The 25,021-nt window shown below is 69.4% G+C and carries 14 protein-coding genes and 1 tRNA gene; 5 read left to right on the top strand and 10 right to left on the bottom strand.

What is annotated here, in order from left to right; translation table 11 throughout:
* Positions 1 to 6 precede the first annotated feature (6 nt).
* The 7 genes from ACT3S3_RS11110 to wzm form a co-directional block, all read right to left on the bottom strand.
* Positions 7 to 2,844 carry a hypothetical protein gene (locus ACT3S3_RS11110; protein ID WP_301443520.1) on the bottom strand — a complete coding sequence of 946 codons (2,838 nt, stop codon included), beginning with the start codon at positions 2,842 to 2,844 and terminating at the stop codon, positions 7 to 9.
* Complete coding sequence (locus tag ACT3S3_RS11115; protein WP_301443519.1) at positions 2,844 to 6,479, bottom strand: tubulin-like doman-containing protein; 3,636 nt, start codon at positions 6,477 to 6,479, stop codon at positions 2,844 to 2,846. Before ACT3S3_RS11115 ends, ACT3S3_RS11110 begins: the two co-directional genes overlap by 1 nt.
* Positions 6,480 to 6,537: 58 nt before the next feature.
* The gene (locus ACT3S3_RS11120; RefSeq protein ID WP_441579489.1) at positions 6,538 to 9,276 is read right to left on the bottom strand and encodes a vWA domain-containing protein; all 2,739 of its coding nucleotides are present in this window, start codon (positions 9,274 to 9,276) and stop codon (positions 6,538 to 6,540) included.
* A 3-nt stretch (positions 9,277 to 9,279) separates the two neighbouring features.
* Positions 9,280 to 9,810: a hypothetical protein gene (locus tag ACT3S3_RS11125; protein WP_444626793.1), complete on the bottom strand. Its 531-nt coding sequence runs from the start codon at positions 9,808 to 9,810 to the stop codon at positions 9,280 to 9,282.
* A 360-nt stretch (positions 9,811 to 10,170) separates the two neighbouring features.
* Positions 10,171 to 10,644: an NINE protein gene (locus tag ACT3S3_RS11130; protein ID WP_301442256.1), complete on the bottom strand. Its 474-nt coding sequence runs from the start codon at positions 10,642 to 10,644 to the stop codon at positions 10,171 to 10,173.
* A 169-nt stretch (positions 10,645 to 10,813) separates the two neighbouring features.
* Complete coding sequence (wzt, locus tag ACT3S3_RS11135; RefSeq protein WP_301442257.1) at positions 10,814 to 11,605, bottom strand: galactan export ABC transporter ATP-binding subunit Wzt/RfbE; 792 nt, start codon at positions 11,603 to 11,605, stop codon at positions 10,814 to 10,816.
* Between the two features lie 12 nt (positions 11,606 to 11,617).
* On the bottom strand, positions 11,618 to 12,523 hold the full coding sequence (gene wzm, locus ACT3S3_RS11140; protein ID WP_441579490.1) for a galactan export ABC transporter permease subunit Wzm/RfbD: 906 nt from the start codon (positions 12,521 to 12,523) through the stop codon (positions 11,618 to 11,620).
* A gap of 188 nt (positions 12,524 to 12,711) precedes the next feature.
* Between wzm and ACT3S3_RS11145 the strand changes: the two genes are divergently transcribed.
* On the top strand, positions 12,712 to 14,019 hold the full coding sequence (locus tag ACT3S3_RS11145) for an aminotransferase class V-fold PLP-dependent enzyme (protein WP_301442258.1): 1,308 nt from the start codon (positions 12,712 to 12,714) through the stop codon (positions 14,017 to 14,019).
* Here the strand turns inward: ACT3S3_RS11145 and ACT3S3_RS11150 are convergent.
* A complete protein-coding gene (locus tag ACT3S3_RS11150; RefSeq protein ID WP_301442267.1) occupies positions 14,016 to 15,002 on the bottom strand; it encodes an NAD(P)H-quinone oxidoreductase in 987 nt (328 codons plus the stop codon). The two genes, ACT3S3_RS11145 and ACT3S3_RS11150, sit on opposite strands and share 4 nt — an antisense overlap.
* Before the next feature lie 120 nt (positions 15,003 to 15,122).
* Here ACT3S3_RS11150 and ACT3S3_RS11155 point away from each other — a divergent pair.
* A tRNA-Ser gene (locus tag ACT3S3_RS11155) sits at positions 15,123 to 15,210 on the top strand.
* Positions 15,211 to 15,398: 188 nt separating this feature from the next.
* Positions 15,399 to 16,907: a GntP family permease gene (locus ACT3S3_RS11160; protein WP_301442259.1), complete on the top strand. Its 1,509-nt coding sequence runs from the start codon at positions 15,399 to 15,401 to the stop codon at positions 16,905 to 16,907.
* Between the two features lie 13 nt (positions 16,908 to 16,920).
* Here ACT3S3_RS11160 and ACT3S3_RS11165 read toward each other — a convergent pair whose 3' ends face one another.
* Together ACT3S3_RS11165 and ACT3S3_RS11170 are read right to left on the bottom strand one after the other, a co-directional pair.
* Entirely contained in the window at positions 16,921 to 17,517 is a 597-nt protein-coding gene (locus ACT3S3_RS11165; RefSeq protein WP_301442260.1) for a L,D-transpeptidase, read from the bottom strand.
* A 77-nt stretch (positions 17,518 to 17,594) separates the two neighbouring features.
* Positions 17,595 to 18,374: a hypothetical protein gene (locus tag ACT3S3_RS11170; RefSeq protein WP_301442261.1), complete on the bottom strand. Its 780-nt coding sequence runs from the start codon at positions 18,372 to 18,374 to the stop codon at positions 17,595 to 17,597.
* A 441-nt stretch (positions 18,375 to 18,815) separates the two neighbouring features.
* Between ACT3S3_RS11170 and gltB the strand changes: the two genes are divergently transcribed.
* Together gltB and ACT3S3_RS11180 are read left to right on the top strand one after the other, a co-directional pair.
* The gene (gltB, locus tag ACT3S3_RS11175) at positions 18,816 to 23,408 is read left to right on the top strand and encodes a glutamate synthase large subunit (RefSeq protein WP_301442268.1); all 4,593 of its coding nucleotides are present in this window, start codon (positions 18,816 to 18,818) and stop codon (positions 23,406 to 23,408) included.
* Entirely contained in the window at positions 23,408 to 24,985 is a 1,578-nt protein-coding gene (locus ACT3S3_RS11180; protein WP_301442262.1) for a glutamate synthase subunit beta, read from the top strand. The genes gltB and ACT3S3_RS11180 overlap by 1 nt, the downstream gene beginning before the upstream one ends.
* The last annotated feature ends 36 nt before the right edge of the window (positions 24,986 to 25,021 follow it).

Raw genomic sequence — 25,021 nt, forward strand, 5'->3', positions numbered from 1 at the left:
TGTCCGTCACTCCCCGAACCGGGGGCCGTCGAAGGTGGGCGCCTCGAAGGACGGTGCCTCGAAGGACGGTGCATCGAACGTCGGCGTCTCGAAGGGGGCGGCCTCGAACACGGGCATCTCCGTGGAGGTGACCGGCACGTCGGCGGCGGCCTCGGGCTCGCCGCCGAGGTTGGACAGGGCGGTGGTGCGTCCGAACTGCACCAGGGTGGCCGAGCGGGTCAACGTGTGGGACGCGTCGCTGCGCGTGCGGTCGAGACGGCACACGTTCGGGTCCATCGACGTGGCGCCGTCGTTCAGCGCGACGGTCGACACCACGTCCTGCAGGAAGTTGCCGGCGACCCGGTTGTCGGTGTGCAGGGTGCTGAGGAACTGCTCCTTGGTGGTGGACATCGGAGCACCGTTCTCGAAGTAGAGAACCGTGTCGATCGTCTCGGCGAGTTCGCGTCCGAAGTTCTTCGACGCCTCGGGGGAGCCGATGATCCGCGCCCAGTGCTGGCGGGTGTGGTCGCGGTCCTCCAGCTGCGGGGCGACCGACCAGGCGGTCAACCGGTCGAGCGGCGAGCCGGTGCCGGCACCGGACTGGCCGCGCAGCTGCCCCTCCGGCGGGGTGTGCTCGCCGGTGTGGTGCGACAGGCTGGCGGCCGCGTCCTCCATGAGGGAGTCCAGGGCGTTGGACGCCCACTGCGAGGGGAAGAGCTTCTCGCGGATGGAGTTGACCAGGGGGACGAGCTTCTCGTCGGGGACGGCGGCCTGCCCGATGCGGGTCGACAGCGGCAGCCCGGCCGACGGCGACGCCAGCCCCTCACCGGTGGACAGGTCACGGCCCAGCGGGCGCGAGATCGCCCGGCCCAGCACCGTCGACCAGCTCAGGAGCTGCCGGTAGGCGGCGATCTGGCGGTTGTAGTTCTCCATCGCCGCGTTCACGTTCGTGCCGGTGATCTGCACGTTCGCCCGGAACAACCGCAGGTTCTCGAGGTAGCGTTCCACCCCGCGCCGGGCACGGGCGTAGGCCACCATGTGGATGACCATCAGCACGAAGGAGCCCAGCAGGAACCAGCCCAGCGCCCAGCGCCAGTCGAAGCCGGAGAAGAAGCTGAGCTGCCACTCCGACTTGTAGTGGATGGTCGTCGAGTAGGCGAGGAACAGGATCAGCAGGAACTCGAGCCCCAGGAGGGAGAAGGTGGTCCTCGTGTAGGCCGAGTTCCTTCCGGCGGTGTCTCGGTGGTCGAGGTCGTCCAGGTTCTGCTTGTGCCGGTCGTACCTCTCCAACTGGTCGTGGACGTTGTGGCGGGACTGGTCGATCAGCCCGGTCAGGCCTTCGCCGGTCTGCCAGGCGAAGCTGCGGGACGCGGTCTGCTTCCACGCGGCGAAGTCCGCCTGGAGCTGCCGGATCTCCGGCTCGCGGGTCTGCCCGGCGACGAAGGCGATGCCCTCCTCGTAGGCGGCGGCCTTGCGCGCGTCGAAGGGACGGATGGTGGCGTCCTCCTCGGAGATGCCGAGGCGCTGGCCGAGCAGCGGGTGGAAACCGTGGAAGGAGTCGTCGACGTCCGGGACGGCCTGCCAGCCCTGGCGGACGATGGCGCGGTTGCCCCAGGCGTCCTTCGGGGACTGCAGGTTGCCCTGCTGGCGTTCGGTGCCGTCCACCAGTGTCAGCGAGATGTCCTTGTAGGAGTCCCACATCTCGGAGAGCTGGGGGACCTCGCCGACGCGCACGCCGGACTGCAGCGCCTGGCGGCGGTACCAGGCGGCGGTGGCGGACATGTCGTCCAGCGACATCGACTGGGCGGGGGACGACGCCGAGTTCGAGACCACCCGGACCGGGGAGTCCTCACCGTAGAGGAAGGTCTGGGTCCGGTTCTCCGCGGCGCGCAGCGTGGCCTGCCCGGCCTTCTGCGCCCAGCTCTTCGGACTGCCCAGACCCATGCGGAAGTAGTCGCCGAGGAAGGAGAACAACGCCTTCCACCACTTCTTGCGCACGACCTGTCCGCTGTCCTCCGGCTGCATGGGGGTGGTCAGAGACGGGCCGTGCTCGGCGAGCAGGCGTTGGGCCATGGCCTCGGGCACGCCCTCGTCCTGTCCCAGGTAGCTGGCCTGACGTCCGTCCGGGGTGACCGGCTGCGGCAGCCGGTCGCGGACGTCGGACGCCTGGCGGCGCAGCTGGTCCTCGACCGTGGAGGCGTCGATGGTGCGGTGGTACGAGCGTGCCAGACGCACGCGGTACTCGCCGCCGGTGGAGATCGGCGCGCCGTTGTCCTCGGTCAGCGCGCAGCCGGTGGCGCTGGACCACAGGCCGGTCAGACCGCACAGCGTGGGTGCGGCGACACTGGCGATGTCCGTGGGGTCACCGGCCCTGAGCACCGGCTCCAGTGGGGTGTGCGGGGCCTCGGAGTCCTCCGGGGCGATGGCCACGGTGGTCGGCCACGACTGGTGGCTGGTGGGGCTCCAGTTGCCGCGCGGCACGCGGGGCAAAAGGACCCGCACGCGGCCCGGTGCCGTCGACAGGCGCGACTCGACCGCGTTGGTCCACCGGTCGACGGCACCCATGTCGAGTCCGGCGCTGGTGGTCGTGGTGTCCGTGGCGCTCTCCACGTCGAGTGCGAGGAAGAGGATGGTCCCGGAGATCGTGCGCAACGCCTGGTCGAGGGGCAGGATGCGTTGGCCGCTCCCGCTGACAACGCGTACGGAGGGCGTGGCCGCCGCCGAGTCCGGCAGCCGGGGGTCCACCCAGTAGAACGGCTTGACCATGCCGAGCGAAGACAGGTCGGTCAGGTTGCGGCGCACCTGGTCGGCCACGGTGCCGTGGCCGAAGAAGATGACGGTCGGTGTGGTGTCGGTGGCGCTCATCAGAACAGGTCACCCCCGAAACCGGTGAAGGTCGGGCCGGACGTCGGGGCGGGCTGGCCGGCCGGCGGGCCGCCGGGTAGACCACCGGGCATCCCGGCCGGCGCCGCGGGCGCCTCGGCGCGCTGCTTCGCCTCGTCGAGCCTGGTCCGCAGTTTCGCGGTCATCTCGACCACGTCCGGGGCGAGGTCGTGGAACAGCGGCATGTTCGAGGCGTAGGAACGCTCTCGCACCGTGGCCCACGGCTTCTCCTGGGTCTGCGCACCGGGCAGGCCGGAGCCCTGACCGGGGATGAAGGCGTCGGCGTTGGTGGCGTAGGACGTGAGGTAGCGGGTCACGATGCCGTGGCGCTCCTCGACGTCGGCGCCCTGCGGCGCCTGGTCGGGACGCTCGCCGGAACCCAGGAAGGTGCTCAGACGCTCCACGACCGGGTGGATGATGTTCGTGCCGTCCGGTGTGGGGCCCTCGGTGGCGTTGTCGTACAGGCCGCGCAGCAGCTGGTAGGGGCGCAGCGACCAGGCAGGCTGGCCCTTGTCGTTGCGGGTCTGGATGTTGGCGTAGGCCAGCAGGACCGACTCGATCACGGCCGGCATCCAGTCGATCTTGTGGCGCATCTCCTTCGGCGGGGTGAGCAGCGGGTGCGGGAAGGGCACCCACTCGGAGCGGGCGTCGTCGTACACGTGCGCACGTGCGGTCGGCAGGCCGTCGTCCTGGATGTAGATCCGGCCGGTCGCGGTGCCCACGATCCAGCCGGCGACCATCGCCTTGCGCTCGTCGTCGGACAGCGGGACGGAGCCGGCGATCGTGCGGCTGCGGCGGTCCTTCCAGAAACCGGCGTTGTTGCGTCCGGTGCCCCATTCCTTGGCCACATGCGGGAACAGCGAGCTGTAGACCACCGGCGAGTAGTTCGGGTACGAGCCGAAGACGTCGATGTGGCGGATCTTCGTGTCCGTCGACAGTGCCCCGGTCAGCACGCTCTCGGTGGAGGGGTCCAGGTTGGTGGTCTCGTTGAGCACGGAGACCAGCTGGTCGGTGGCGGAGTTCGCCTTCAGCGGGATCTCGGAGAAGGTGTAGCGGTAGCTCTCGTCGGTGCCGTGCACCTGGCTGACCATCGTGGAGTCCACGGCGGCCAGGGGGCGGGCCTGCGCCAGCGCGGTGCTGAAAGCCTCGCGCAGGCGGGCGATGCGGCGGGCGAAGGTGGCGTCGTTCGTGGCCTCGTCCTGCGTCATGTAGCTGCGCAGGTCGGTGCCGATGAACTTCGAGAAGTGGTAGTCGGGACGCTGGATCCACAGCCGGGACCGCTCGAGCAGCTGGGCGGGGCGGATCCGCGCGGTGAACGAACCGTGGCGCGACTCGCGCTCCTCGTGACCGGATGGGGAGGAGACCAGGTGGCGGCTGACCCAGCCGGCACGGTTGCCGCCGGGACGTGCCGCGGCGGAGAGGGTGTTGTTCGGCGCCTTCTCCGAACCGTTGGTCTCCCACGTGCCCAGAACGACCGACTGGGAGGCGAGCTGTGTGGCGGCGGCCGCGTCGAAGACGGACGGCTCGGCGACACGCACGTCCTGCAGGACGTGGGCCTCGAAGTCGGAGGGGAAGCTGTCGACGTCGCTGATGAGGATCTCGTTGGCGGAGCCACGGAAGCGGTCGTTGATCATCTCGTCGCGGTTGCGGGGCCAGGCGACCGGGTCGTTGGTGGCCACGTCGGCGAGGTTGACGTTGACCTTCTTCTGCTTGTCGGCGTACTCGAGGTCGGCGTGGGCGTCGGTGAGTTCGCGGGTCAGCCGGCTCAGCGCGTTGTTGAGGAAGTCCTCCAGGACCGGTGCGAGGTATGCGGCCACGCGGATGCCGAAGTACTCGGTGAACTGGCCACGGTACTGCGTGGCGATGTTGTCGAGGATCTGGCCGGAACCGGTGACGGCCCCGTTGCCGGTGAGCGGCTGCAGCAGCTGGTCGATCGGCGGGGTGACCACCGCGGGGCTCCTGCCCCGGGTGGCGGCCACGTAGTTCTCCATGGGGTTGATGAGGCGCTGGCGGATGTCGTCGGCGAGCTTGTCGAGCACCTTCTCCACGAAGGGCAGGCCCACCGAGGCGAGCTCCTCCTCGGCCATCTGGATCACCACGTCGCAGAACCGGTCGGCGAACTCGTGCACGGACGCGTACGCCGCGGTGTCCAGCTGATCGTGGACGCCCGCCGGCACGCCCGGGTCGGTGAGACGGCTGCGCACCAGCGAGCCCCATTCGGCGGCCTTCATGCCGTCGGACGCGGGCAGACGCTGGCGCAGCCACACCTTGGACTGCTCGGCTGCGGTCTCGGCGAACTGTCCGAAGAGGTGCCCGATCCAGCCGGCGATGAACTGCTGGTTGGGCTGGGACTGCAGGACCGCCTTGTTGACCCAGACCCGGTCGAGGATTCGCGGGTAACGCTCGTTGAGCCGCTTCTGGAGCTGCTCCTCACCGGTGTCCGAGCTCAGCGGGTCCATGTGGCCGCGCAGGATCCGGTCGAAGGAGGTGCGGGCCAGGCGCTGGGCGGAGTACTCCGCGTAGCGGTCGCGGCCCATGCTGAGCTGGGCGTACCCCATGGAACCCCAGGGCATGGCGCTCCACGGCACGCGGTCGGCGTTGGCCCAGCCCAGGATGTTGCGGTCTGGCTGGTTGGCCGGCGGGTTGCCCAGGGAGTACTGCACGAAGCTGTCCGCGGACTTCTCCGAGGACATCAGTGCTGCCAGCGAGCGGCCGAGGCCACGGAAGATGGTGTTCGGGTCGCCGTCGCCGAAGCGGGCACCGGTGGCGCCCATGCGACCGCCGATGGGGAACAGGCGGGCGAAGGTGTTGCGCGAGGCGCCGGCCTCCACGCCGAGCGCCTTGAACAGGTCCACGTCCGCCTTGGTGGAGGACCCGGTCTGGGTGGCCACGGCCTCACCGAACATGGCCAGGGCGTTCGGCCAGGCGCCGACCATGGCGTCCGACGGGAGGTTCTCGAAGACCTCCGGGGTGTACATGAACACACCGGTGTGCTCCGGCTTGGCGTTCGGCAGGGTCGACAGGATCCGGCAGACGTCCAGGAACATCGAGGCACCGGCACCGCCGGCCATGGAGGAGACCACGAGGATCACCGGGGAGGCGTCCGCGGCACTGCTCTGGTGGCCGGTGATGCGGTGGTTCAGGTCGTTGAGTTCGGCGATGGTCGACGCCTCCTCGAGGACGTCCATCGCGGACTTGAGTTCCTCGCGCATCTTCGCGATCGACTGCAGGGTGAGCATGCGGCCGACCGCGCGGAACTGGCCGGCACCGTCGGAGACCGGGGTGGTGTTCGTCTCCGGTGCGCGCGGTGCCCAGGTGGCGATGTCGCCCAGGGCGCCGCGGCGGCCCAGGTACTGGGAGAGCCCCGAGTCGAAGGTGCGGTACTGCTGCTTGGAGCCGATGCCGACGTAGCGCCCACCGTTCTCGGGGACGTTGCCGAGCCCGCCCGGCCCCTTCTCCGGGTCGATCGGCACGTCGATGCTGACGAACTGCCATGCCTTCGGCAGCGAGGTCAGCGTGGGGTCGAACGACCGCAGGTGCGCCTTGAGCTGGTCGATCATGTACGCCTGGGTCTTGGCTCCGGAGCCACCGCAGCCGACGACGAGGAACTTCTTCACACTGTCTCCTTAGGGGTGATACTTGGGTCTTGCAGGGGTGTGCCGGGTGCGCTGGGGGTCAGCGGGGGCCGAACGGGCTGGATCCGGGGGATCCGAAGGGGTTGTCGCCGAAGTCGGGACCTGACTGGGTACCGGGCTGGGTGCCGGAGGGACCACCGTCGGACGGGGAGCCCCATCCGGTGGCCGGACCGCCGAAGGGGCTGGCCCCGGCGTCCGGTGAGAACGGTGCCGCGCCTGCGGCGCCGGCTGCGGGGTCGGAGGCGGCACCGCCGTCTCCACCTGCCCCGGCGCCCGAACCGGGTGCTGTCCCGGTCTCGGCCAGCGAGGTCGACAGACGGTTGAGCAGGTCCGGGGTGTCCGTGGTGATCTTGCCGACGAGCGCAGTCAACCGGTCGTCGGTGATTCGTTCGTCCACGGCGAGCACGACCTCGCCACGCGAGGGGTCACCCGGTGTGCCGATCACGAACCAGTGGTTGTGGACCGCCAGCGGCAGGCGCGCGGAGTCCTTGACCTGCAGGCCCTCGTCACTGATCGACGGGGTGGCGTCCACCACCGCGTACGGCGCCGACAACGGGTTCGCGCCGAGCTTCACCCTGACCTGCGTTCCGGCGAGGTTGACCTCGCGACCGGTGGAGGTCACCCGCGGGGTGCCGGAGACGATCTCGTCGAAGCCCACGGTGAAGGCGCCGCCGGTGTCCGGGCGCACGAGGCGTCCGTTGTCCACGCTCACCGGGATCCGCAGGGCGTGGATGCCGGGCGAGCCCGGGATGCGCCCGGTGAACCACTTCATCAGGTAGAGCACGCCCAGCGGGATGAGGATCGCCGCCAGCAGCGCGCCGATCAGCGTCGCGATGAACACGGCCGTGTTGACCGGGGCGGACATCGACCCGGTGAGCTCCACGTCGATCTCAGCGGTGGAGTCGCCCTCGGCGGAGACCAGGTTGACCGTGGGGGTCACCGAGACCCGGCCGTCGGCGAGGTCCTCGGTGCTCACGGTCACCGGCAGATCGGCGGTCTCACCCTCGGCGAGTTCCAGGGCGTTGTCGGCGCTGTTGTGTGGCGAGGACACCGACACCTGGTCCACGCCCTCGGGCAGCACGGTGGGACCGTCGCCGGCGGAGTAGGACGCGTCGGCGACCCACACCTTGCCGGGGCCGGTGACCGGCACGCTGACCTCGGTCTCCCGCGAGTCGATGGTCAGGTCGGCCGACCCCAGGGTCGGCATGTTGACCGGGGTGACCGTGACGGGGAAGCCAACGACGATCGGGCTCAGCGCCGTGCCGGGTGCCGAACCGGAGGCCTTGGTGGTGATGTTGGTCTGCACGACCACGTCACCCGCGGTGGGTTCGGTGATCGCGTCGAGGGGGAACTCGACGGCGTCGCCGTCGCTGACGGACGTCGGCTCACCGAGGTCGGTGCTGCGTCCGTTCCGGTCGATGAAGTGGGCGGTCATCGTGGCCTCGCCCTCGAGGTCCACGCCCGCGCCGTTGCGGTCGACGAGCGAGGCGGTGAGGACCTCGTCGGACTTCATGCCGCTGGGGATACCGTCGTCGAGCTCGTCGACCTTCACGGTCAGGCCCGGTTCGAGCACGACCTTGGCGTTGTAGCGGGCGGCGTCGGGGGCGTCGGCGCCGGAGGTGTCGTAACCGAAGGACCACTCGCCCTCCCAGCTCTCGCCGTCGGCGAGGGTCAGGTCGGCGTCGACCATGCCGTCGACGGCATCGGTGGTGGTCACGTTCACCTCGGCACCGCCGACGGTGTGCTCGCCCTCGGTGAGTTCGAGCTCGTCACCGTCCGGGGAGGTCAGCACCGGGGTGATGCCGTCGCCGATGGACGTGGTGGGCTGGGCGGAGAGCCGGACGGTGGTGATGGAGTTGTCCAGGGTGAACGGTTGCGGTTCGTTCATCGACAGGGTGGAGTCGATGCTGTTGGCGGTGGGGATGAAGTTGCGGAAGGACGCCAGCAGGCCGGCGGGGTCGGTGCCGGCGTCGAAGAACGCGCCGTTGGGTGCGGCACCGCCGCAGTCCTCCTCGGCCATCCGGGTGAGCAGTTCGCGCGGGTTGGCGGTGCTCTGCGGGATGAGGCCGACGCTGAAGAAGCGCACCCCGGAGTTGCGTAGGGAGGCCAGCGGGCTGCCGGGCCGGCAGACGTCCTCGGCGGCGGCCTCGCTGCTCTTCTCCTTGTCGGTGACGGCACCGTCGGTGAAGAAGAGGACGGACTGGCAGTCGCTGGGCTGTCCGTCCTCTCCGGTGGGGGCCGAGGCGAACTCGGTGAGCGCACCGTTGAGGGCGTCGCGGTAGGAGGTGTAGCCGTCCTCGTTGCGGTCGGTGAAGCCGTCGATGGGGTCGTCGAGCTCGTCGACGCCGTCGCGCACGTTCACCCATCCGCCGTAGTCGGAGGTGTCGTTGTGGTAGCCGTCGCCGAAGCCGGCGAGCTTCACGTTGATGTCGGCGTTCAGGTCGCCGGCGTGGATGCCGAGCTGGTTGACCAGGTCGCGGGTGGCGTCGACCCGTACGTTGCGGGGGTCGGTCGGCGGCTCTCCGTCGAAGCCCTTCAGTGACTCCGACTGGTCGATGATCAGCAGGATGTCGGCGGACTTCGTGGCGGCGATGCAGCTACCCAGGTCGGCGATGTTGTCCTGGCCGGTCTGCGACAGGCCGGTCTCCCCGCCGGGCTGGGCCGTCGCGGCGGGCAGGCCGAACATGGTGGCCGTGGACAGCAGTGCCGCGGCACCGACGGCGCTGACGGTGCTGACGGCACGGCGGGCCCGGGGGCGCAGGATGGTGTTGTCGGTCATTCGTCAGGCTCCCACGGTCTTGCTGATCCACAGTGCGATTTCGATGGCGGTGGCGATGACGCCCACGCAGGCCACACCGATGGCGACCTTGTACAGGACGGCCTGCGAGGAGGTCTCCACGTAGAAGTTCTCGGCGCGGCGGCGGGTGTCCTTCGCGGTGTGCACGCCGAGCAGGATGAAGGTCACGATGCCCGCCAGCGCCCAGCCGGCCAGGGCGAAGACCCGGAAGACGAAGTCGGTGGGTGACCCGGTCACCACGGCGATCACGGCGAAGACCACGCCGAGGACGGCCGTTGCCGTCGCCGTCGCGACGAAGGCCCAGGGGCCCGTGACGGGACCCGAGACCGGGCCGGAGGACGGACCGTCCGACGGGGTGGCAGCGGACGGCGCGCCGCCCGGCGTGAAACCGCCCGGGGACGACGCGAAGCCGGGGGAGGCTGACAGGGATCCGGACGGGGACCCGGGTGAAGACGACCCGGGAGAAGACCAGGTGGGGCCGTCGGAGGCAGGGCTACTGCCGAAGGGACTTGTCATGGTAAAGACCTACTTGGCGCTGAAGGACGACGGGGAGGAGCGTGGGCGGATGAGGACGGACTCGCGACGGGGACCGCCGGTCCGACGCCCACGGCTGAGCTTCAGATGTGCAGTCCCCTGGCGGGGGCTTGGAGAGGACCTCATGAGGCCAGGTATTTGCCTGGCCGGAAAATTAATACCCCGACCGTATCAGAACTATCTCATGGTTGATTCAGGTCTTGCGTGCCTGGGCGGATGCCGGCCGGGTGGGGCCGGAAGGGCACGGTGGGGAGGTGTGGTGAGGGAGGGTGGCGGAGCGGGGCTCTGGGGGCGCTGACGGTGAGGCGGCGAGCGGGGTGGTGCCCGGTCGGGTGTTCGGTGCTAGCTCAGCGGGATTCCGCGGGCGTCGCGGTCGTACTTCCCGCCGCCGATGAGGATCATGATGAACTCGATGAACGCCCAGATGCCGACGGCGAAGATGAACAGGAAACCGATGGCGAAGATGGCGGTGAGGTAGCCGAAGATGGTGAGGATCAGCTGGCACACGGCCTTGCCGGTGTAACCGAGGTAGAAGTTGTGGATGCCCAGGGCGCCCAGGAAGAACGCCAGCAGGGCGGCGGCGAGCTTCGACTTCTGGGGGCCGGTGTACATGGGGGCGCCGTAGCCGGCGTGCTGCGGCATGTTCCCCTGCGGGTAGTGCTGGGGAGCCTGCTGCTGGTACTGCTGCGGCTGCTGGTGGTTCTGCTGGTACTGCTGCGGCTGCGACGGGTACTGCGCCGCACCGTAGGAGCCGCCCTGCGGCGCCGGGTTTCCGGAGTTGCCGCTGTCCTGGGGGGTGCTGAAGGGGTTGGTCACTGAAGGCTCTCCTCGATCTACTGGCTACTCGACGTGGTGTCAGGGGCCACGTCGGCAAGTAGAGGATAACCTACCAGATAAGAAGCGTTTATTTAACCTCTTCTATTCAGGCTGCTCTTGGTAAGAGCGTGGACCGCCTCCCACCTGGCGGTCTGCCCTGGCGGTACCGCTAGTCCAACCGCCCCAGGTCGCGCAGCACGTTGCGCACGTGCTCGGCCGCCCCCGGCCCCTCGTACTCGCCGACGATCTCGTCCACCGGCCCGCAGGACCGGATCTGGCCGTGGTCGACCCACAGGGCGGAGTCGCACAGCTGCGCCAGGAACTCGTTGGAGTGCGAGGCGAACACCAGGATGCCGGACTTCTCCACCAGCGACTGCAGGCGGATCCGCGCCTTCTCCATGAAGGCGGCGTCCACCGCGCCGATGCCCTCGTCCAGCAGAAGGATCTCCGGCTCGATCGAGGTCACCACGCCCAGTGCCACGCGCACGCGCATGCCGGTGGAGTAGGTGCGCAACGGCATGGCCAGGTAGTCGCCGAGCTCGGTGAACTCGGCGATCTCGTCCATCTTCTTCTCCATGGACCTCCGGCTCTCGCCGAGGAAGAGGCCACGGATGATGATGTTCTCGAAGCCGCTGATCTCCGGGTCCATGCCCACACCCAGGTCGAAGACCGGTGCCACACGTCCCTTCACCGCGGCGGAACCGCGCGTGGGTTCGTAGATGCCCGACAGCAGGCGCAGCAGCGTGGACTTGCCGGCACCGTTGTGGCCGACCAGGCCGATGCGGTCGCCCTCCTCGAGGTGCAGGTTCACGTCACGCAGCGCCTCGACGACCACGGTGTTGTCGGAGTTTCGTCCGATCGCGCCGCCGGCCGCGCCGAGGAAGGCCTTCTTCAGGGAGCGGGACTTGGCGTCGAAGATGGGGAAGTCGACGCAGGCGTCGTAGGTGTCGATGGAAACCATGGTTGTTCTCCTTTAAACCCAGTAGCTCACGCGGGAGCGCCACTGGCGCATGAACACCATGGCGAACAGGGTGCCGAGTACGGTCAGTCCGATGACGATGAGCCAGGAGTGCATCTCGACCGGCTCGTCGATCATCGGTCCGCGGACCACGCTGAGGTAGTGGAAGAGGGGGTTGATCTCGGCGATCCGTGCGCGCTCGGCCACGGCACCGCCCTGCTCGAGCAGTGTCTTGGTCGTCCACACGATCGGGGTCATGTAGAACAGCAGCTGCACCAGCGACTCCAGCAGCGGGGCGACGTCGCGGTAGCGGGTGGCGATGATGCCGAAGAACATCGACACCCACACGCCGTTGGCGACCAGCAGCGCCAGGCCCGGCACGGCCAGCAGGACCTCCCAGCCCACGGGGATCTGGAAGACCACCAGCAGGATCACCCAGATGACGAGGTTGTGGCACAGGATCAGGAACTGCTTCCAGACCAGTCGGTAGACGTGCACGCTCAGCGCGCTGGGCAGCTGCTTGATCAGCCCCTCGTTGGCGATGAAGACCTGCGAGCCCTCGATGATGCACCCGGAGATGAATCCCCACATGATCAGGCCCACGGCGACGTGGGGGAGGAACTCCTTGAGGTCCATCTGGAAGAGCATCGAGTACAGCAGGCCGAGGGCCAGGGCCATCACGCCGGTTGCCAGGGTGATCCACAGCGGGCCCAGCAGGCTGCGCCGGTAGCGCTGCTTGATGTCCTGCCAACCCAGGGCGAGCCAGAGCTCACGCTGGCCGAACCCGCTCTTCAGGTCCTGCCACGCGGCACCGAACGTCTGGGAACGGGAGGTGGGTGCCTCGCCGTCCACAGGGGCGGCGACGAAGCGCTCGTACTGCGGTGCGGTGGCCACCGGCCGGGGGTTTTCTGAATCTGACACGTGGTTACGGTACTCCGGAACGGGCGGGTGTGCGGTAATCAACGCCGGTACCACTCATGTCCGTGGGTCGATGTAGTATCGGTGACGTTGACGGGACGGCGCGGTGGTTCACTGCGCCCAAGTAGCTTGACCTGCAGGAATATTCTCAGTCTGCCGGTGTGGCGAGATGCGGAAAGGGGCAGTCGGAAGTGTTCGACATCGCGAGGGTGCGAGGCCTCTACGAATCCCTGTCGGAGGGCTGGACCTACCTCAATGCAGGACGGCGCGCGCAGGTGCCCGAGAAAGTCAGTTCGGCCGTGTCACGGGCGTTCCGTGCGTCCCCGCTGCAGGGGCAGGACGGTGGCCCGCGTGGCGACCGGTACGTGTCGGCGGCCCGTGAGGCCGTCGCCGACCTGGTCGGTGCGTCCCCCGAGTGCGTGGTGCTGGGGCCCAGTCGGGCCACGTTGCTGAGCACCCTGGCCACGGCCGTGCCCGCGAAGCTGCGCATGGGCCGTGAGGTCGTGCTCAGCCGGGTGGACGAGCCGTCCAACATCACGCCCTGGAAGCTCGCCGCGGACCTCTACGGTGCCTCGGTGCGGTGGGCGGAGGCGGACCTGACCACCGGCGCGCTGCCTGCCTGGCAGTTCACCAGCCTCATCAGCCTGGACACCTCGATCGTCGCGGTGCCGGCGGCGAACGCCCACCTGGGCACCGTCACCGACGTGCGCGCGATCGCCGACATCATGCGGGCGAAGTCGCGGGCGTGGCTCGTCGTGGACGCGGGCGCCTACGCGCCCTACCGTCTGATCGACATGGACGCGTGGGACGCGGACGTCGTCGCCCTCGACCTTGCCCCGCTCGGCGGCCCGGAGGTCGGCGCCCTGGTGTTCCGCGACCCCTCACTGCTGGCGGAGCTGCACCTGGTGGAGCTGCGCCGCGGACGCCACGCCGCTCCGGACGCGCAGGAGCTCACCGCCCGCCGCGTCGCCGAGCTCGAGCGTGACGGCAACGCCCCCGGCATGTTCGGCGGCGTCCCCGCCGCCGTGGACCACCTCGCCGGGTTGGACGAGGAGGCCACCGGCCCGCGTCGCGAACGTCTGCGCACGTCCCTGCAGTCCGCCGAGGAATACCTCGGACGGCTCGCCGGATACCTCGTCGACGGACTGCGGGACCTGGAGAACGTGCACGTGGTGGGTGTGGACGGGGAGATCGACGTCGACACCGAGCACGACCACAACAGCTGGGGCTCGGTCCCGGACGACAGCGGCCGTCACTTCGGCCCGGTCGACCGCCTGCCGCGGGTGAGCTTCCTGGTCCAGGGCATCGAGGCGTCCACGGTGGGTGAGCGGCTGCTCAGCAACGGGGTCGTGGCGCAGACCGTCGGCCTGGAGGAGAGTGCCCTGTTCGACCAGATGGGTGTGGCTGAGATGGGCGGCGCGGTCTGCGTCGCCCTGGCCCCCCACAACACGCAGATGGACATGGACCACCTCGTCCGGGTGATCGGCGGGATCGTCTAGTCGGTGACCTCGAGGATCGCCTTGCCGGTGATCCTGCCGTCCAGCAACTGCTGGTGGGCGTGGGCGGCGTCCTGCACCGGGAAGACCCGGTCAACGTGGTGGCTGATCCGTCCGTCCTCCAGCATCGGCCACACGTTCTTCACCGTGTCCGCCACCACGCGTGCCTTGTCCTCGCGGTCACGGTAACGCAGGCCGGTGGCGGAGATGTTGCCGCGTTTGGCGAGCAGCTTGCCGATGTTGAGCTCGCCCTTCACACCGCCCTGCATGCCGATGATCACCAGGTGACCGTCCGGAGCCAGTGCGGAGATGTTGCCGTCCAGGTACTTCGCGCCGATGATGTCGAGGACCACGTCCGCACCGCCGAGTTCCTTGATGACCTTGACGAAGTCCTCCTCGCGGTAGTTGATCAGCACGTCCGCGCCGTAGCGACGGCACACGTCGAGCTTCTCGGAGCTGCCCGCGGTGACCGCGACCCGTACGCCCAGCGCGTGGGCCATCTGGATGGCGAAGATGCCGATACCGCCGCCACCGCCGTGGATGAGCAGGGTGTCGCCCTCGTGCAGGCGCGCGGTCATCATCAGGTTCGACCACACGGTGCAGGCCGCCTCGATCACGCTGGCGGTCTCGGCCAGGCCGAAGCCGTCCGGCACCGGCACGAGCTGGCCGACGGGGACCACCGTGTACTGCGCGTACCCGCCGCCGGAGAGCAGGGCGCCGACCTCGTCGCCCTCCCGGTAGGGGGTCCCGTCCGGACGCTCGCAGCCGTTCGGGTCGACGACGATGCCGGCGGCCTCCAGCCCCAGGATCTCCGACACCCCCTTCGGCGGCGGGTAGTTCCCCTTGGCCTGGAGCGTGTCGGCGCGGTTCAGGCCGGCGGCGGTGACCTGCACGAGCACCTCACCGTCCTGCGGGGTGGGGATGTGGGTCTCCTGCCAGTGCAGGGCCTGGGGATCGTCGGGGTCAGTCTGGATGATGGCCTTCATGTTCCCGTTCATGGCCGCCAGCCTAGTCATCCTGCGGCTACGAGGGGTGGACACCGACAGGAGGCCCGCGGTGGGTTAGAATCAGGGCGCGCCGGACGCACCAGGTGTGCGTGCGGCCAGGGAGACGTGGCAGAGCGGCCGAATGCACTGGTCTTGAAAACCAGCGACGAGCGATCGTCCAGGGGTTCAAATCCCCTCGTCTCCGCCAATGTGAGTGCGGTACCCGCGGGAGGGGCGCGCGACTTCATCCTGGGGCACGGCATGGAATGGCGTGGCCGGATGATCCGGGCGTGAGGATTTTGTTGTCCACGGCTAAGTACTCGTGTAGGTTCAGCGGCGTCCCTCACACGCCTGCCCCCCGGCGGACGGTGGTCACACATCGACCGGAAGTCACCGATGCCCCCTACGCAACAGTCGGCACCGCGTCCGTCCTCCTCGCAGAAGACGGGCCCCACACCCGGCCCCACGACGGGAGCGTCCTTCGGGATCGGCCTCGTCCTCATCGCCCTCGGGCTCCTCGCCGTCGCGCTCGTCCCGAAGCCAGAGATCTACGGCTCCGGCCTGCTGCTGACCATCGCCGCAGCTGCCGTGGCGGTCCTGCTCCTGCTCATCATGAAGATGAAGCTGCACCCGGTGATCGCGCTGGTGCTGGTGAGCCTCGGAACCGCCCTGGCCACCGGCATCACCATGACCGAGGTGCTCGACGTCCTGCTCGACGGCTTCGGCAGCACCCTCGGCGAGGTCGGGCTCCTGCTCGCCTTCGGCGTGATGTTCGCCCGGCTCTTCGAGACCAGCGGCGGGGCCGCGGCCCTGTCCTCGGCGATGATCGACCGCCTGGGGGAGAAGCGCGCCCCCTTCGCCCTGGGTGTCGCCTCGCTGATGTTCGGGTTCCCCATCTTCTTCGACGCCGCCTTCATGGTGATGCTGCCGATCCTGCTGGCCACCGCGCGCCGGCTCGGCGGCAGCGTCCTGATTTACGTGCTCCCCGCTGCCGCGGCGCTGTCCACCATGCACGTCCTGCTGCCGCCGCACCCCGGGGTCGTCGCGGCCACGGTGCTGCTCGGCGCGGACGTCGGCCTGGTGGTCCTCGTCGGCCTCGTCGTCGCGATCCCCTCCTGGTACATCTCCGGCTACCTCTACGGCATGTGGATCGGCAAGCGGATCGACCTGCCCGTCCCCGAGCTCGTGACCGGTGGTCCGCAGGTCGACGACGTCGAACCGCCGCGCGTCCGGGTCCTGGTCGGCCTGCTCGCCCTGCCCCTGGTGCTGATCTTCATGAACACGCTGGTCACCACGTTGGGACGCACGGGCACGATCGACCCGGACGCCACCTGGGCCGCGGGCCTGGTCCTGCTCGGCTCCACGCCGATCGCGCTGTTGATCACCGTGCTCGCCTCCTGCTGGGTCATCGGCGTCCGCAGGGGCAACGCCCCCGAGGTGATCGAGGACATGCTCGACAACGCCCTGAAGCCCATCGCGCCGGTCATGTTGATCACCGGTGCCGGCGGCATGTTCGGCGGCGTCCTGCTCGCCAGCGGCATCGGCGACGCGCTCTCCGGGACGCTGCAGGACACCGGCCTTCCGCTCGTCGCCGCTGTGTTCGTCGTCGCCGCCATCGTCCGCGTCGCGCTCGGCACGGCGACGGTCGCGATCACCACGGCCGCGGGGCTGCTGGGCGCCTCGGTGGCGGCGGCCGGACTGAGTCCGCTGCAGACCGCGGCGTTGACCATCGTGCTCGCAGGTGGGTCCTCCGTGCTGTCCCACGTCAACGACGCCAGCTTCTGGCTCATCGGCCGACTGCTGGGGATGAGCGTGCCGCAGACGTTCAAGACCTGGACGGTCATCAAGACCCTGATCGGCTGTGTCGCTGCCGCGCTCGGAACCGTGATCTACCTGATCGCGTAGACGGACGGAGGCCTCAGGCGACCACGTCCACCACGTCGCCGACCTGCAGGGAGTTGAAGAAGGCGACGGCGTCGTCGTGCAGCAGGTGGACGCAGCCGTGGGAGAGCACGCCCGGATCGCCCTCGTGGAACGCGATGCCGATGTCACCGGGGTACGTCGACCCGGCGGAGAAGAACACCGAGAACGGCATCGGCGCGTCGTAGGCGGTCGACCACCAGTTGGCGTCCTTGCGGGTGACCTGCGTGGTGCCGACCGGGGTCTCGAAGCCGGCGCGCCCGGTGCTCGCCGCGACCGGGCCGCGCGTGACCGTTCCCGCGCCGTCCTGCAGCCAGGCGGTCTGGTCGCCCAGGCTGATGCACGCCTTGGCCTCCACGGCACACGGGGCGTTCACGGGAGCCGGAGACGGGGACGGAGCTGGAGACGGTGCAGGTGCAGGCGCCGGCGCGGGAACCGGTGTCGAGCCGTCCGGCAGCAGGTCGGAGGCCCACGAGGGTAGCTGGGGGAGCGCAGGCATCTGGAGTGCCGGCGCGGCGTTCGCCGGGGCGGCGAAGCTCAGGGTCAGGGCAGCGGTGCCGGCGAACAACGACAGGACTCGACCGATTCTCTTCATCGGACGCACCTCCGGAGGATAGTTTGTACCTGAAACGTGTTCGGTCAACCTTACCTCCCCTGCGCGGTGCGGCGCAGCTACTCCAGCACGGTGACCTGCTCCACGACCGGCAGGTGCATCCGTCCGCCGCCGTGGCGCTCCACGGTCAGCTCCGCGCCAACCGCGGCGGAGACCAGCCGTGACCAGCGCACCTTGTCGCGGTGGACCTCCCGCCGGGAAACGTCGAAGATCCACAGCGAGCGGTCGACCAGCACGGTCGTCCCGGCGAACTCGTCGCCGGCGAGTCGCAGCAGGTACACGTGCCCGCCCAGCCGGTCGTGGGTGAGGCCGTCCAGGTCCGGGGCGTCGGTGGGGGAGGACACCGCCGGGCTCAGGACACTGATGCGGGTGACCAGGCCGAAGCGGTGCACGGTGCCCTCGGCGTCCAGCACGCTCAGCGGCTGGCCGGTCGCGCACCGCCGGACGCCGCCGTGGCGCCAGACCGTCGGCTGCGGCGCGTCGCGCGCGTCCTGCGCCGTGCCGTCCTGCGTACGGGAGGTCCTGGAGGTACTGGAGGTGCGGCCGGTACGGCCGGCGCGGCCCGGACGCACCGCCGCCCACCAGGGGTCGAGGGTGATGCGGTGGTGCGGGTCCTCGGTCTCCACGAGGTAGCGTCCCGGCGACTCGGCGGTGAGGTGGGACGGTCGCTCGGCGACCAGGGCGTCCAGCACATCGGTGACCTCCTCGTCGGAGGAGTTCCAGCCGATGCCGCGGGACTCCAGCACGCCGTAGAGCTGGGGGAGGGTGAGCTCGGGTTGGCGCTCCCATGCCTGCGAGAGGGTCTCCAGGACGCGGGGAATTCTCAGGGGGTCCTTCACCACTCCCATGGTAACGGCGCGACAGTGTACGCATGCGTCGGGTCCGGCGGCGCGTTTCAGACGCGTTGCGGCGCCCTCGGGACGTACACAACGAAGAAATGGCGATGTAACTGCGTTGTAACAATCATCCCGAACCGTGGGATATGCCTCAGCGCCAAGTGGGAATACGCTGCTGTATCGATATGTCGTCCCGCGGGAGATAGGATACAAAGACAACCACAGAACGAGACGGACACCGGCACGACGAAAAAATGTGTGCTGCATCACATTTCGCCGAGCGCACCAGCGGCTCTAAGCCAAGCCTAATTTTGTGTCGCCTGCGCAGGTCCGTATCAGTAGGGCAAACGCACCCGTACCGAGGAAAGGCCACCACCCCAGGCCACCGGCGAAACGCACTGCCCGACCCGACGACCGGAGGATGACCACCCCGTGAACAACCAGCTGAAGAACTACCCGGCGCCCCAGGGGCTCTACAACCCCGCCCACGAACACGACGCGTGTGGCGTCGCCTTCGTCGCCGACATGCACGGACGCGCCACCCACGACATCGTCGAGAAGGGCATCCAGGCGCTGGTCAACCTCGACCACCGCGGTGCCGCCGGAGCCGAGAAGAACACCGGCGACGGCGCGGGCATCCTCATGCAGGTCCCGGACCGCTTCTACCGCGAGGTGCTGGCCGAGCAGGGCATCGACCTGCCCGCACCCGGCGCCTACGCCACCGGCATCGCCTTCCTCCCGGCCGCCCGCATGGCCGCCCTCGACGCGATGCGCGCCGTGGAGTCCATCATCGCCGAGGAGGACCTCACCCTGCTCGCCTGGCGCGAGGTCCCCGTCGACGACTCCGCGCTGGGCGCGATGGCGCGCGACGCCGAGCCGATCTTCTACCAGCTGTTCATCTCCGGGCAGGACGCCGAAGGCAACGAGCTCTCCGGCATCGAGCTGGACCGCCGCGTGTGGTTCGTGCGCAAGCGTGCCGAGCGCGAGCTCGGCTCCAAGGGCCCCGGTGAGGGCCCGGGGTCCGACACCGTCTACTTCCCGTCGCTGTCCTCGCGCACCATCGTGTTCAAGGGCATGCTGACCACCCCGCAGCTGCGCGACTTCTACCCTGACCTGCAGGACGAGCGTGTCGAGTCGGCGCTGGCGGTCGTGCACTCCCGCTTCTCCACCAACACCTTCCCCTCCTGGCCGCTGGCGCACCCCTACCGGCTGCTCGCGCACAACGGTGAGATCAACACCGTGCGCGGCAACGAGAACTGGATGCGCGCCCGCGAGTCCCAGATCCGCTCGGAGGCCCTCGGCGACATCGAGCGCATCCTGCCGGTCTGCGACCCGTCCGGCTCGGACACCGGACGTTTCGACGAGGCCCTGGAGCTGCTCCACCTCGCCGGACGCTCACTGCCGCACGCGGTGATGATGATGGTCCCGCAGGCGTGGGAGCGTAACCCCGCCGTGGACCCGGACGTGCGCGCCTTCTACGAGTACCACTCCTCGCTGATGGAGGCGTGGGACGGCCCGGCGGCGCTGGTCTTCACCGACGGCACCGTCATCGGCTCCGTGCTCGACCGTAACGGACTGCGTCCCGGGCGCATCTGGGTCACCAAGGACGGCCTGGTCATCGGTGGTTCCGAGGCCGGTCTGCTGCCCGTTCCCCCGGAGGACATCGTGCAGCGCCGCCGCGTGGAGCCCGGCCGCATGTTCCTGGTCGACACCGCCGAGGGGCGCATCATCCCCGACGACGAGATCAAGACCCGCCTCGCCGACAAGCCCTACCGCCAGTGGGTCGACGACAACATCGTGCGCTTCGCCGACCTGCCCCCGGTCGAGTACGAGGCGATGAGCCACGAGCGCGTCGTCCTGCGCCAGCGGGTCTTCGGCATGACCGAGGAGGACGTCGACGTCCTGATCCAGCCGCTCGCCGTCACCGGCGGCGAGCAGCTCGGCTCCATGGGCACCGACACGCCCATCGCGGCGCTGTCGGACCGTCCCCGCATGCTCTTCGACTTCTTCGCGCAGCGTTTCGCGCAGGTCACGAACCCGCCGCTGGACTCCATCCGCGAGAAGATGGTTACCAGCATGTTCACCCAGCTGGGACGCCAGGTCGACGTCACCACCGAGGTGCCCGAGGCCGCGCACCGCATCCACCTGGAGACCCCGGTCCTGCTGAACTCCACCCTGGCCACCCTGCGCCAGGCCGGCGACCACGAGGGTTTCGGCGACTTCCGCTCCGCGGTGATCTCCGGGCTCTACCCGGTCGCCCACGGCGGCCGCGGCATGCGCCAGGCCATCGAGCGCATCCGCCGCGAGACCTCGCGGGCCATCGAGGACGGCGCGACGCTGATCATCCTCTCCGACCGTGAGTCCGACGAGCGCATGGCGCCCATCCCGTCCCTGCTGCTCACCAGCGCGGTGCACCAGCACCTCGTCGCCGAGCGCACCCGCACGCAGGCCTCGCTGATCGTCGAGTCCGGTGACGCCCGCGAGGTCCACCACCTGGCGATGCTGATCACCTTCGGCGCCGACGCGATCAACCCCTACCTCGCCTTCGAGACCATCGACGAGCTCGTCAAGCGCGGCCAGCTCGGCTCGCTGAGCACCGACGAGGGCTGCCGGAACTTCATCGAGGGTGCGACCGCCAGCGTGCAGAAGATCATGTCGAAGATGGGCATCGCCACCGTGGCGTCCTACCGCGGCGCCCAGCTCGCCGACGTCACCGGCCTGCACCAGAACCTGCTCGACGACTACTTCGAGGGCTGCAACAGCCCGATCTCCGGCATCGGCCTCGACGAGGTCGCCGCCGACGTCGCCGTGCGTCACCGGTTCGCCTTCCTGCCGCGTCCGGAGGAGGCCGCCCACCGCGAGCTCGAGATCGGCGGCGAGTACAAGTGGCGCCGCGAGGGCGAGTACCACCTGTTCAACCCGGAGACCGTGTTCAAGCTGCAGCACGCCACCCGTACCGGGGCGTACCGCATCTTCAAGGAGTACTCCGAGAAGGTCGACAACCAGGCCAAGCGCCTGGCCACGCTGCGCGGTCTGTTCGAGATGCACAGCGACCGCCCGTCCATCCCCGTCGACGAGGTCGAGCCGGTCTCCGCCATCGTCCAGCGCTTCTCCACGGGCGCGATGAGCTACGGCTCGATCTCCGCCGAGGCGCACGAGACCCTGGCCATCGCCATGAACCGGCTCAAGGGCATGTCGAACTCCGGTGAGGGCGGCGAGGACCCGGGACGCTTCGAACCCGAGGCTGACGGCACCTGGCGCCGCTCGGCGATCAAGCAGGTCGCGTCCGGCCGTTTCGGCGTGACCAGCCACTACCTGAACAACTGCACCGACATCCAGATCAAGATGGCGCAGGGCGCGAAGCCCGGCGAGGGCGGCCAGCTGCCCCCGCACAAGGTGTACCCCTGGATCGCCGAGGTGCGCGTCACGACCCCGGGCGTGGGCCTGATCTCCCCGCCGCCGCACCACGACATCTACTCCATCGAGGATCTCGCGCAGCTGATCCACGACCTGAAGAACGCCAACCCGGACGCCCGCATCCACGTCAAACTCGTCGCCGAGCAGGGCGTCGGCACCGTCGCCGCGGGTGTGTCGAAGGCACACGCGGACGTCGTCCTGATCTCCGGGCACGACGGCGGCACCGGTGCGTCCCCCCTGAACTCGCTGAAGCACGCCGGCGGCCCGTGGGAGCTCGGCCTGGCCGAGACCCAGCAGACCCTGCTGATGAACGGTCTGCGTGACCGCATCACCGTGCAGTGCGACGGCCAGATGAAGACCGGACGCGACGTCATTATCGCCGCCCTGCTCGGCGCTGAGGAGTTCGGTTTCGCCACCGCACCCCTGGTCGTCGAGGGTTGCATCATGATGCGCGTCTGCCACCTGGACACCTGCCCCGTCGGCGTGGCCACCCAGAACCCCGACCTGCGCAAGAAGTTCACCGGCCAGGCCGAGCACGTGGTCAACTTCTTCACCTTCATCGCCCAGGAGGTCCGCGAGTACCTCGCCGAGCTCGGCTTCCGCACCCTGGAGGAGGCCGTGGGCCACTCCGAGTGCCTGCGCTCCGGGAAGGTCGACCCCGGCCACAAGACCGCCGGGTCGCTGGACCTCTCGCCGATCTTCGCCCGCCCCGACAGCCCGTACATGCACCAGGACCTGTACAAGACCAAGCAGCAGGACCACAGCCTGGACGGCGCCCTGGACAACCGCATCCGCGAGGACGCCGAGGAGACCATCCGACGCGCCGCCGCCGGTGAGGGCACCACCATCGAGCTGGCGTACCCGATCACCAACGTCAACCGCTCCGTGGGCACGATGACCGGCTCGCTGATCAGCCGCGTCGCCGGACGCGAGGGGCTGCCCGAGAGCACCGTGAACCTCACGTTCACCGGCTCGGCCGGCAACTCCTTCGGCGCCTTCGTACCCCGTGGCATGACCCTGACCCTCGTCGGCGACGCCAACGACTACGTCGCCAAGGGGCTCTCCGGCGGCACCATCGCCATCCGTCCCAACGGCCGCGACGGCGCGGTCGGCGAGCACCAGATCATCGCCGGCAACGTCCTGGGCTTCGGCGGTGTCTCGGGTGAGATGTTCATCCGCGGCGCCGTCGGCGAGCGCTTCTGCGTCCGTAACTCCGGCGTCACCGCCGTGGTCGAGGGCATGGGCAACCACGGTTGCGAGTACATGACCGGCGGCCGGGTCATCAACCTCGGCCCCATCGGCGAGAACTTCGGCGCCGGCATGTCCGGCGGCATCGCCTACCTCATGGACGACGGTACCGGCGTGGAAGGCATGTCGAAGCACATCAACCCGGGTCTCGTCGACGTGGAGGCCGTCGCCGAGGACGAGCTCGACTGGCTCGTCGACACCATCGAGCGCCACCGGCGCCTCACCGGCTCCACCGTGGACGTGGACCCCCGGTCACTGATCAAGGTCATGCCGCGCGACTACCGCCGCGTCCTGCAGACCATCGAACAGGCCCGCGACGCAGGCCTGGACGCGGACGGCATCGCCGCCGCCATCATGGAGGGAGTCAAGTAATGGCTGATCCGCACGGTTTCATGAAGTTTCCCCGCGAGGAGGCGGCACACCGCCCCGTCCCGCTGCGCCTGATGGACTGGAAGGAGGTCTACGAACCCTTCGCCGACTCGAAGGTGCAGACCCAGGCCTCCCGCTGCATGGACTGCGGCATCCCCTTCTGCCACGACGGCTGCCCCCTGGGCAACATCATCCCCGAGTGGAATGACCTGGTCCGCCAGGGCCGGTGGAAGGAGGCGTACGACCGCCTGCACGCCACCAACAACTTCCCTGAGTTCACCGGTCGCATCTGCCCCGCCCCCTGCGAGGGCGCCTGCGTGCTCGGCATCGAGGGCATCGGGGCCGGTGCCGGCGTCGGTGACCCCGTCGCGATCAAGACCGTGGAACTTCAGATCGTGGAGCACGCCTTCGAGGAGGGCTGGGTGCGCCCGGTCAAGGCCAGCTTCTCCACCGGGCAGTCCGTCGCCGTCGTCGGCTCCGGGCCCGCCGGCCTGGCCGCCGCCCAGCAGCTCACCCGCGCCGGGCACGACGTGACCGTCTTCGAGCGTGACGACCGCATCGGCGGCCTGCTGCGCTACGGTGTCCCGGACTACAAGCTCGAGAACCGCTGGATCGACCGCCGTCTGGTCCAGATGGAGGCCGAGGGCACCACGTTCCGCACCGGTGTCTCGCCGTCCACCACCGACCTCGCCGGCTTCGACGCCGTGGTCATGGCCGTCGGTGCCACCGTCCCGCGCGACGTCTCCCTGCCCGGACGCAACCTCGACGGCGTCCACCAGGCCATGGAGTACCTCCCGATGGCCAACCGCGTGGTCGCCGGCGACATCGACACCCCCGAGATCGACGCCAATGGCAAGCACGTCGTGATCATTGGCGGCGGCGACACCGGCACCGACTGCTTCGGCACCGCGCTGCGCCAGGGCGCGGCCTCCGTCCGGCAGTTCGACTACCACCCCGCCCCGGACCCCTACCGCGCCGAGGACAACCCGTGGCCGGTGTGGCCGAAGATCTGGCGTGTGGCGTCCGCCCACGAGGAGGGCGAGTACCACATCAGCGGCGACGAGTCCGCCGACGAGATCGTCGCCCTCGGCCTCGCCGAGCGCGAGGTCGGCACCCCGCTGGGCAAGCGCGAGCACCGCATCAACACCGTGGAGCTCACCGGTGAGGACGGCCGGGTCACCAGCCTGCGCGCGGCCACCTGCGACCGCACCGCCGAGGGCACCGTCAACCTGCCCGGCACCGAGGTCGACATGGACGCCGACCTCGTCCTGCTCGCCGTCGGCTTCACCTCCGTGGACACCAGGGGCATCATCTCCGAGCTCGGCCTGCCCGTCGACGGCCGTGGACGCCTGAAGCGCGACGACAACTACCGCACCTGGTGGGCGGAGTCCTCCGCCGTGCGCGACACCGGGTTCGACGCACCGGTGTTCGCCACCGGTGACGCCGGACGCGGCGCCTCCCTGATCGTCTGGGCGATCTCCGAGGGACGCGCCTGCGCCGCCGCCGTGGACCGCGCGCTGATGGGCGAGAGCGCCCTGCCGCGCCCCGTCGCGCCGTCCGACATGCCGCTGAGCGTGTAGTCCGGACCCCGGGGGCGGGGCCGGTCCCGTCTTCGT

It is taken from the genome of Corynebacterium sp. AOP40-4SA-5 (assembly GCF_052377355.1).
Taxonomy (GTDB): domain Bacteria; phylum Actinomycetota; class Actinomycetes; order Mycobacteriales; family Mycobacteriaceae; genus Corynebacterium.

Bases quoted from the DNA above. Each gene is read 5' to 3' on its own strand.
- ACT3S3_RS11110 (WP_301443520.1), bottom strand. From the start codon at position 2,844: ATGAGCGCCACCGACACCACACCGACCGTCATCTTCTTCGGCCACGGC.
- ACT3S3_RS11120 (WP_441579489.1), bottom strand. From the start codon at position 9,276: ATGACCGACAACACCATCCTGCGCCCCCGGGCCCGCCGTGCCGTCAGC.
- ACT3S3_RS11125 (WP_444626793.1), bottom strand. From the start codon at position 9,810: ATGACAAGTCCCTTCGGCAGTAGCCCTGCCTCCGACGGCCCCACCTGG.
- wzt (WP_301442257.1), bottom strand. From the start codon at position 11,605: ATGGTTTCCATCGACACCTACGACGCCTGCGTCGACTTCCCCATCTTC.
- ACT3S3_RS11150 (WP_301442267.1), bottom strand. From the start codon at position 15,002: ATGAAGGCCATCATCCAGACTGACCCCGACGATCCCCAGGCCCTGCAC.
- ACT3S3_RS11160 (WP_301442259.1), top strand. From the start codon at position 15,399: ATGCCCCCTACGCAACAGTCGGCACCGCGTCCGTCCTCCTCGCAGAAG.
- ACT3S3_RS11165 (WP_301442260.1), bottom strand. From the start codon at position 17,517: ATGAAGAGAATCGGTCGAGTCCTGTCGTTGTTCGCCGGCACCGCTGCC.
- ACT3S3_RS11180 (WP_301442262.1), top strand. From the start codon at position 23,408: ATGGCTGATCCGCACGGTTTCATGAAGTTTCCCCGCGAGGAGGCGGCA.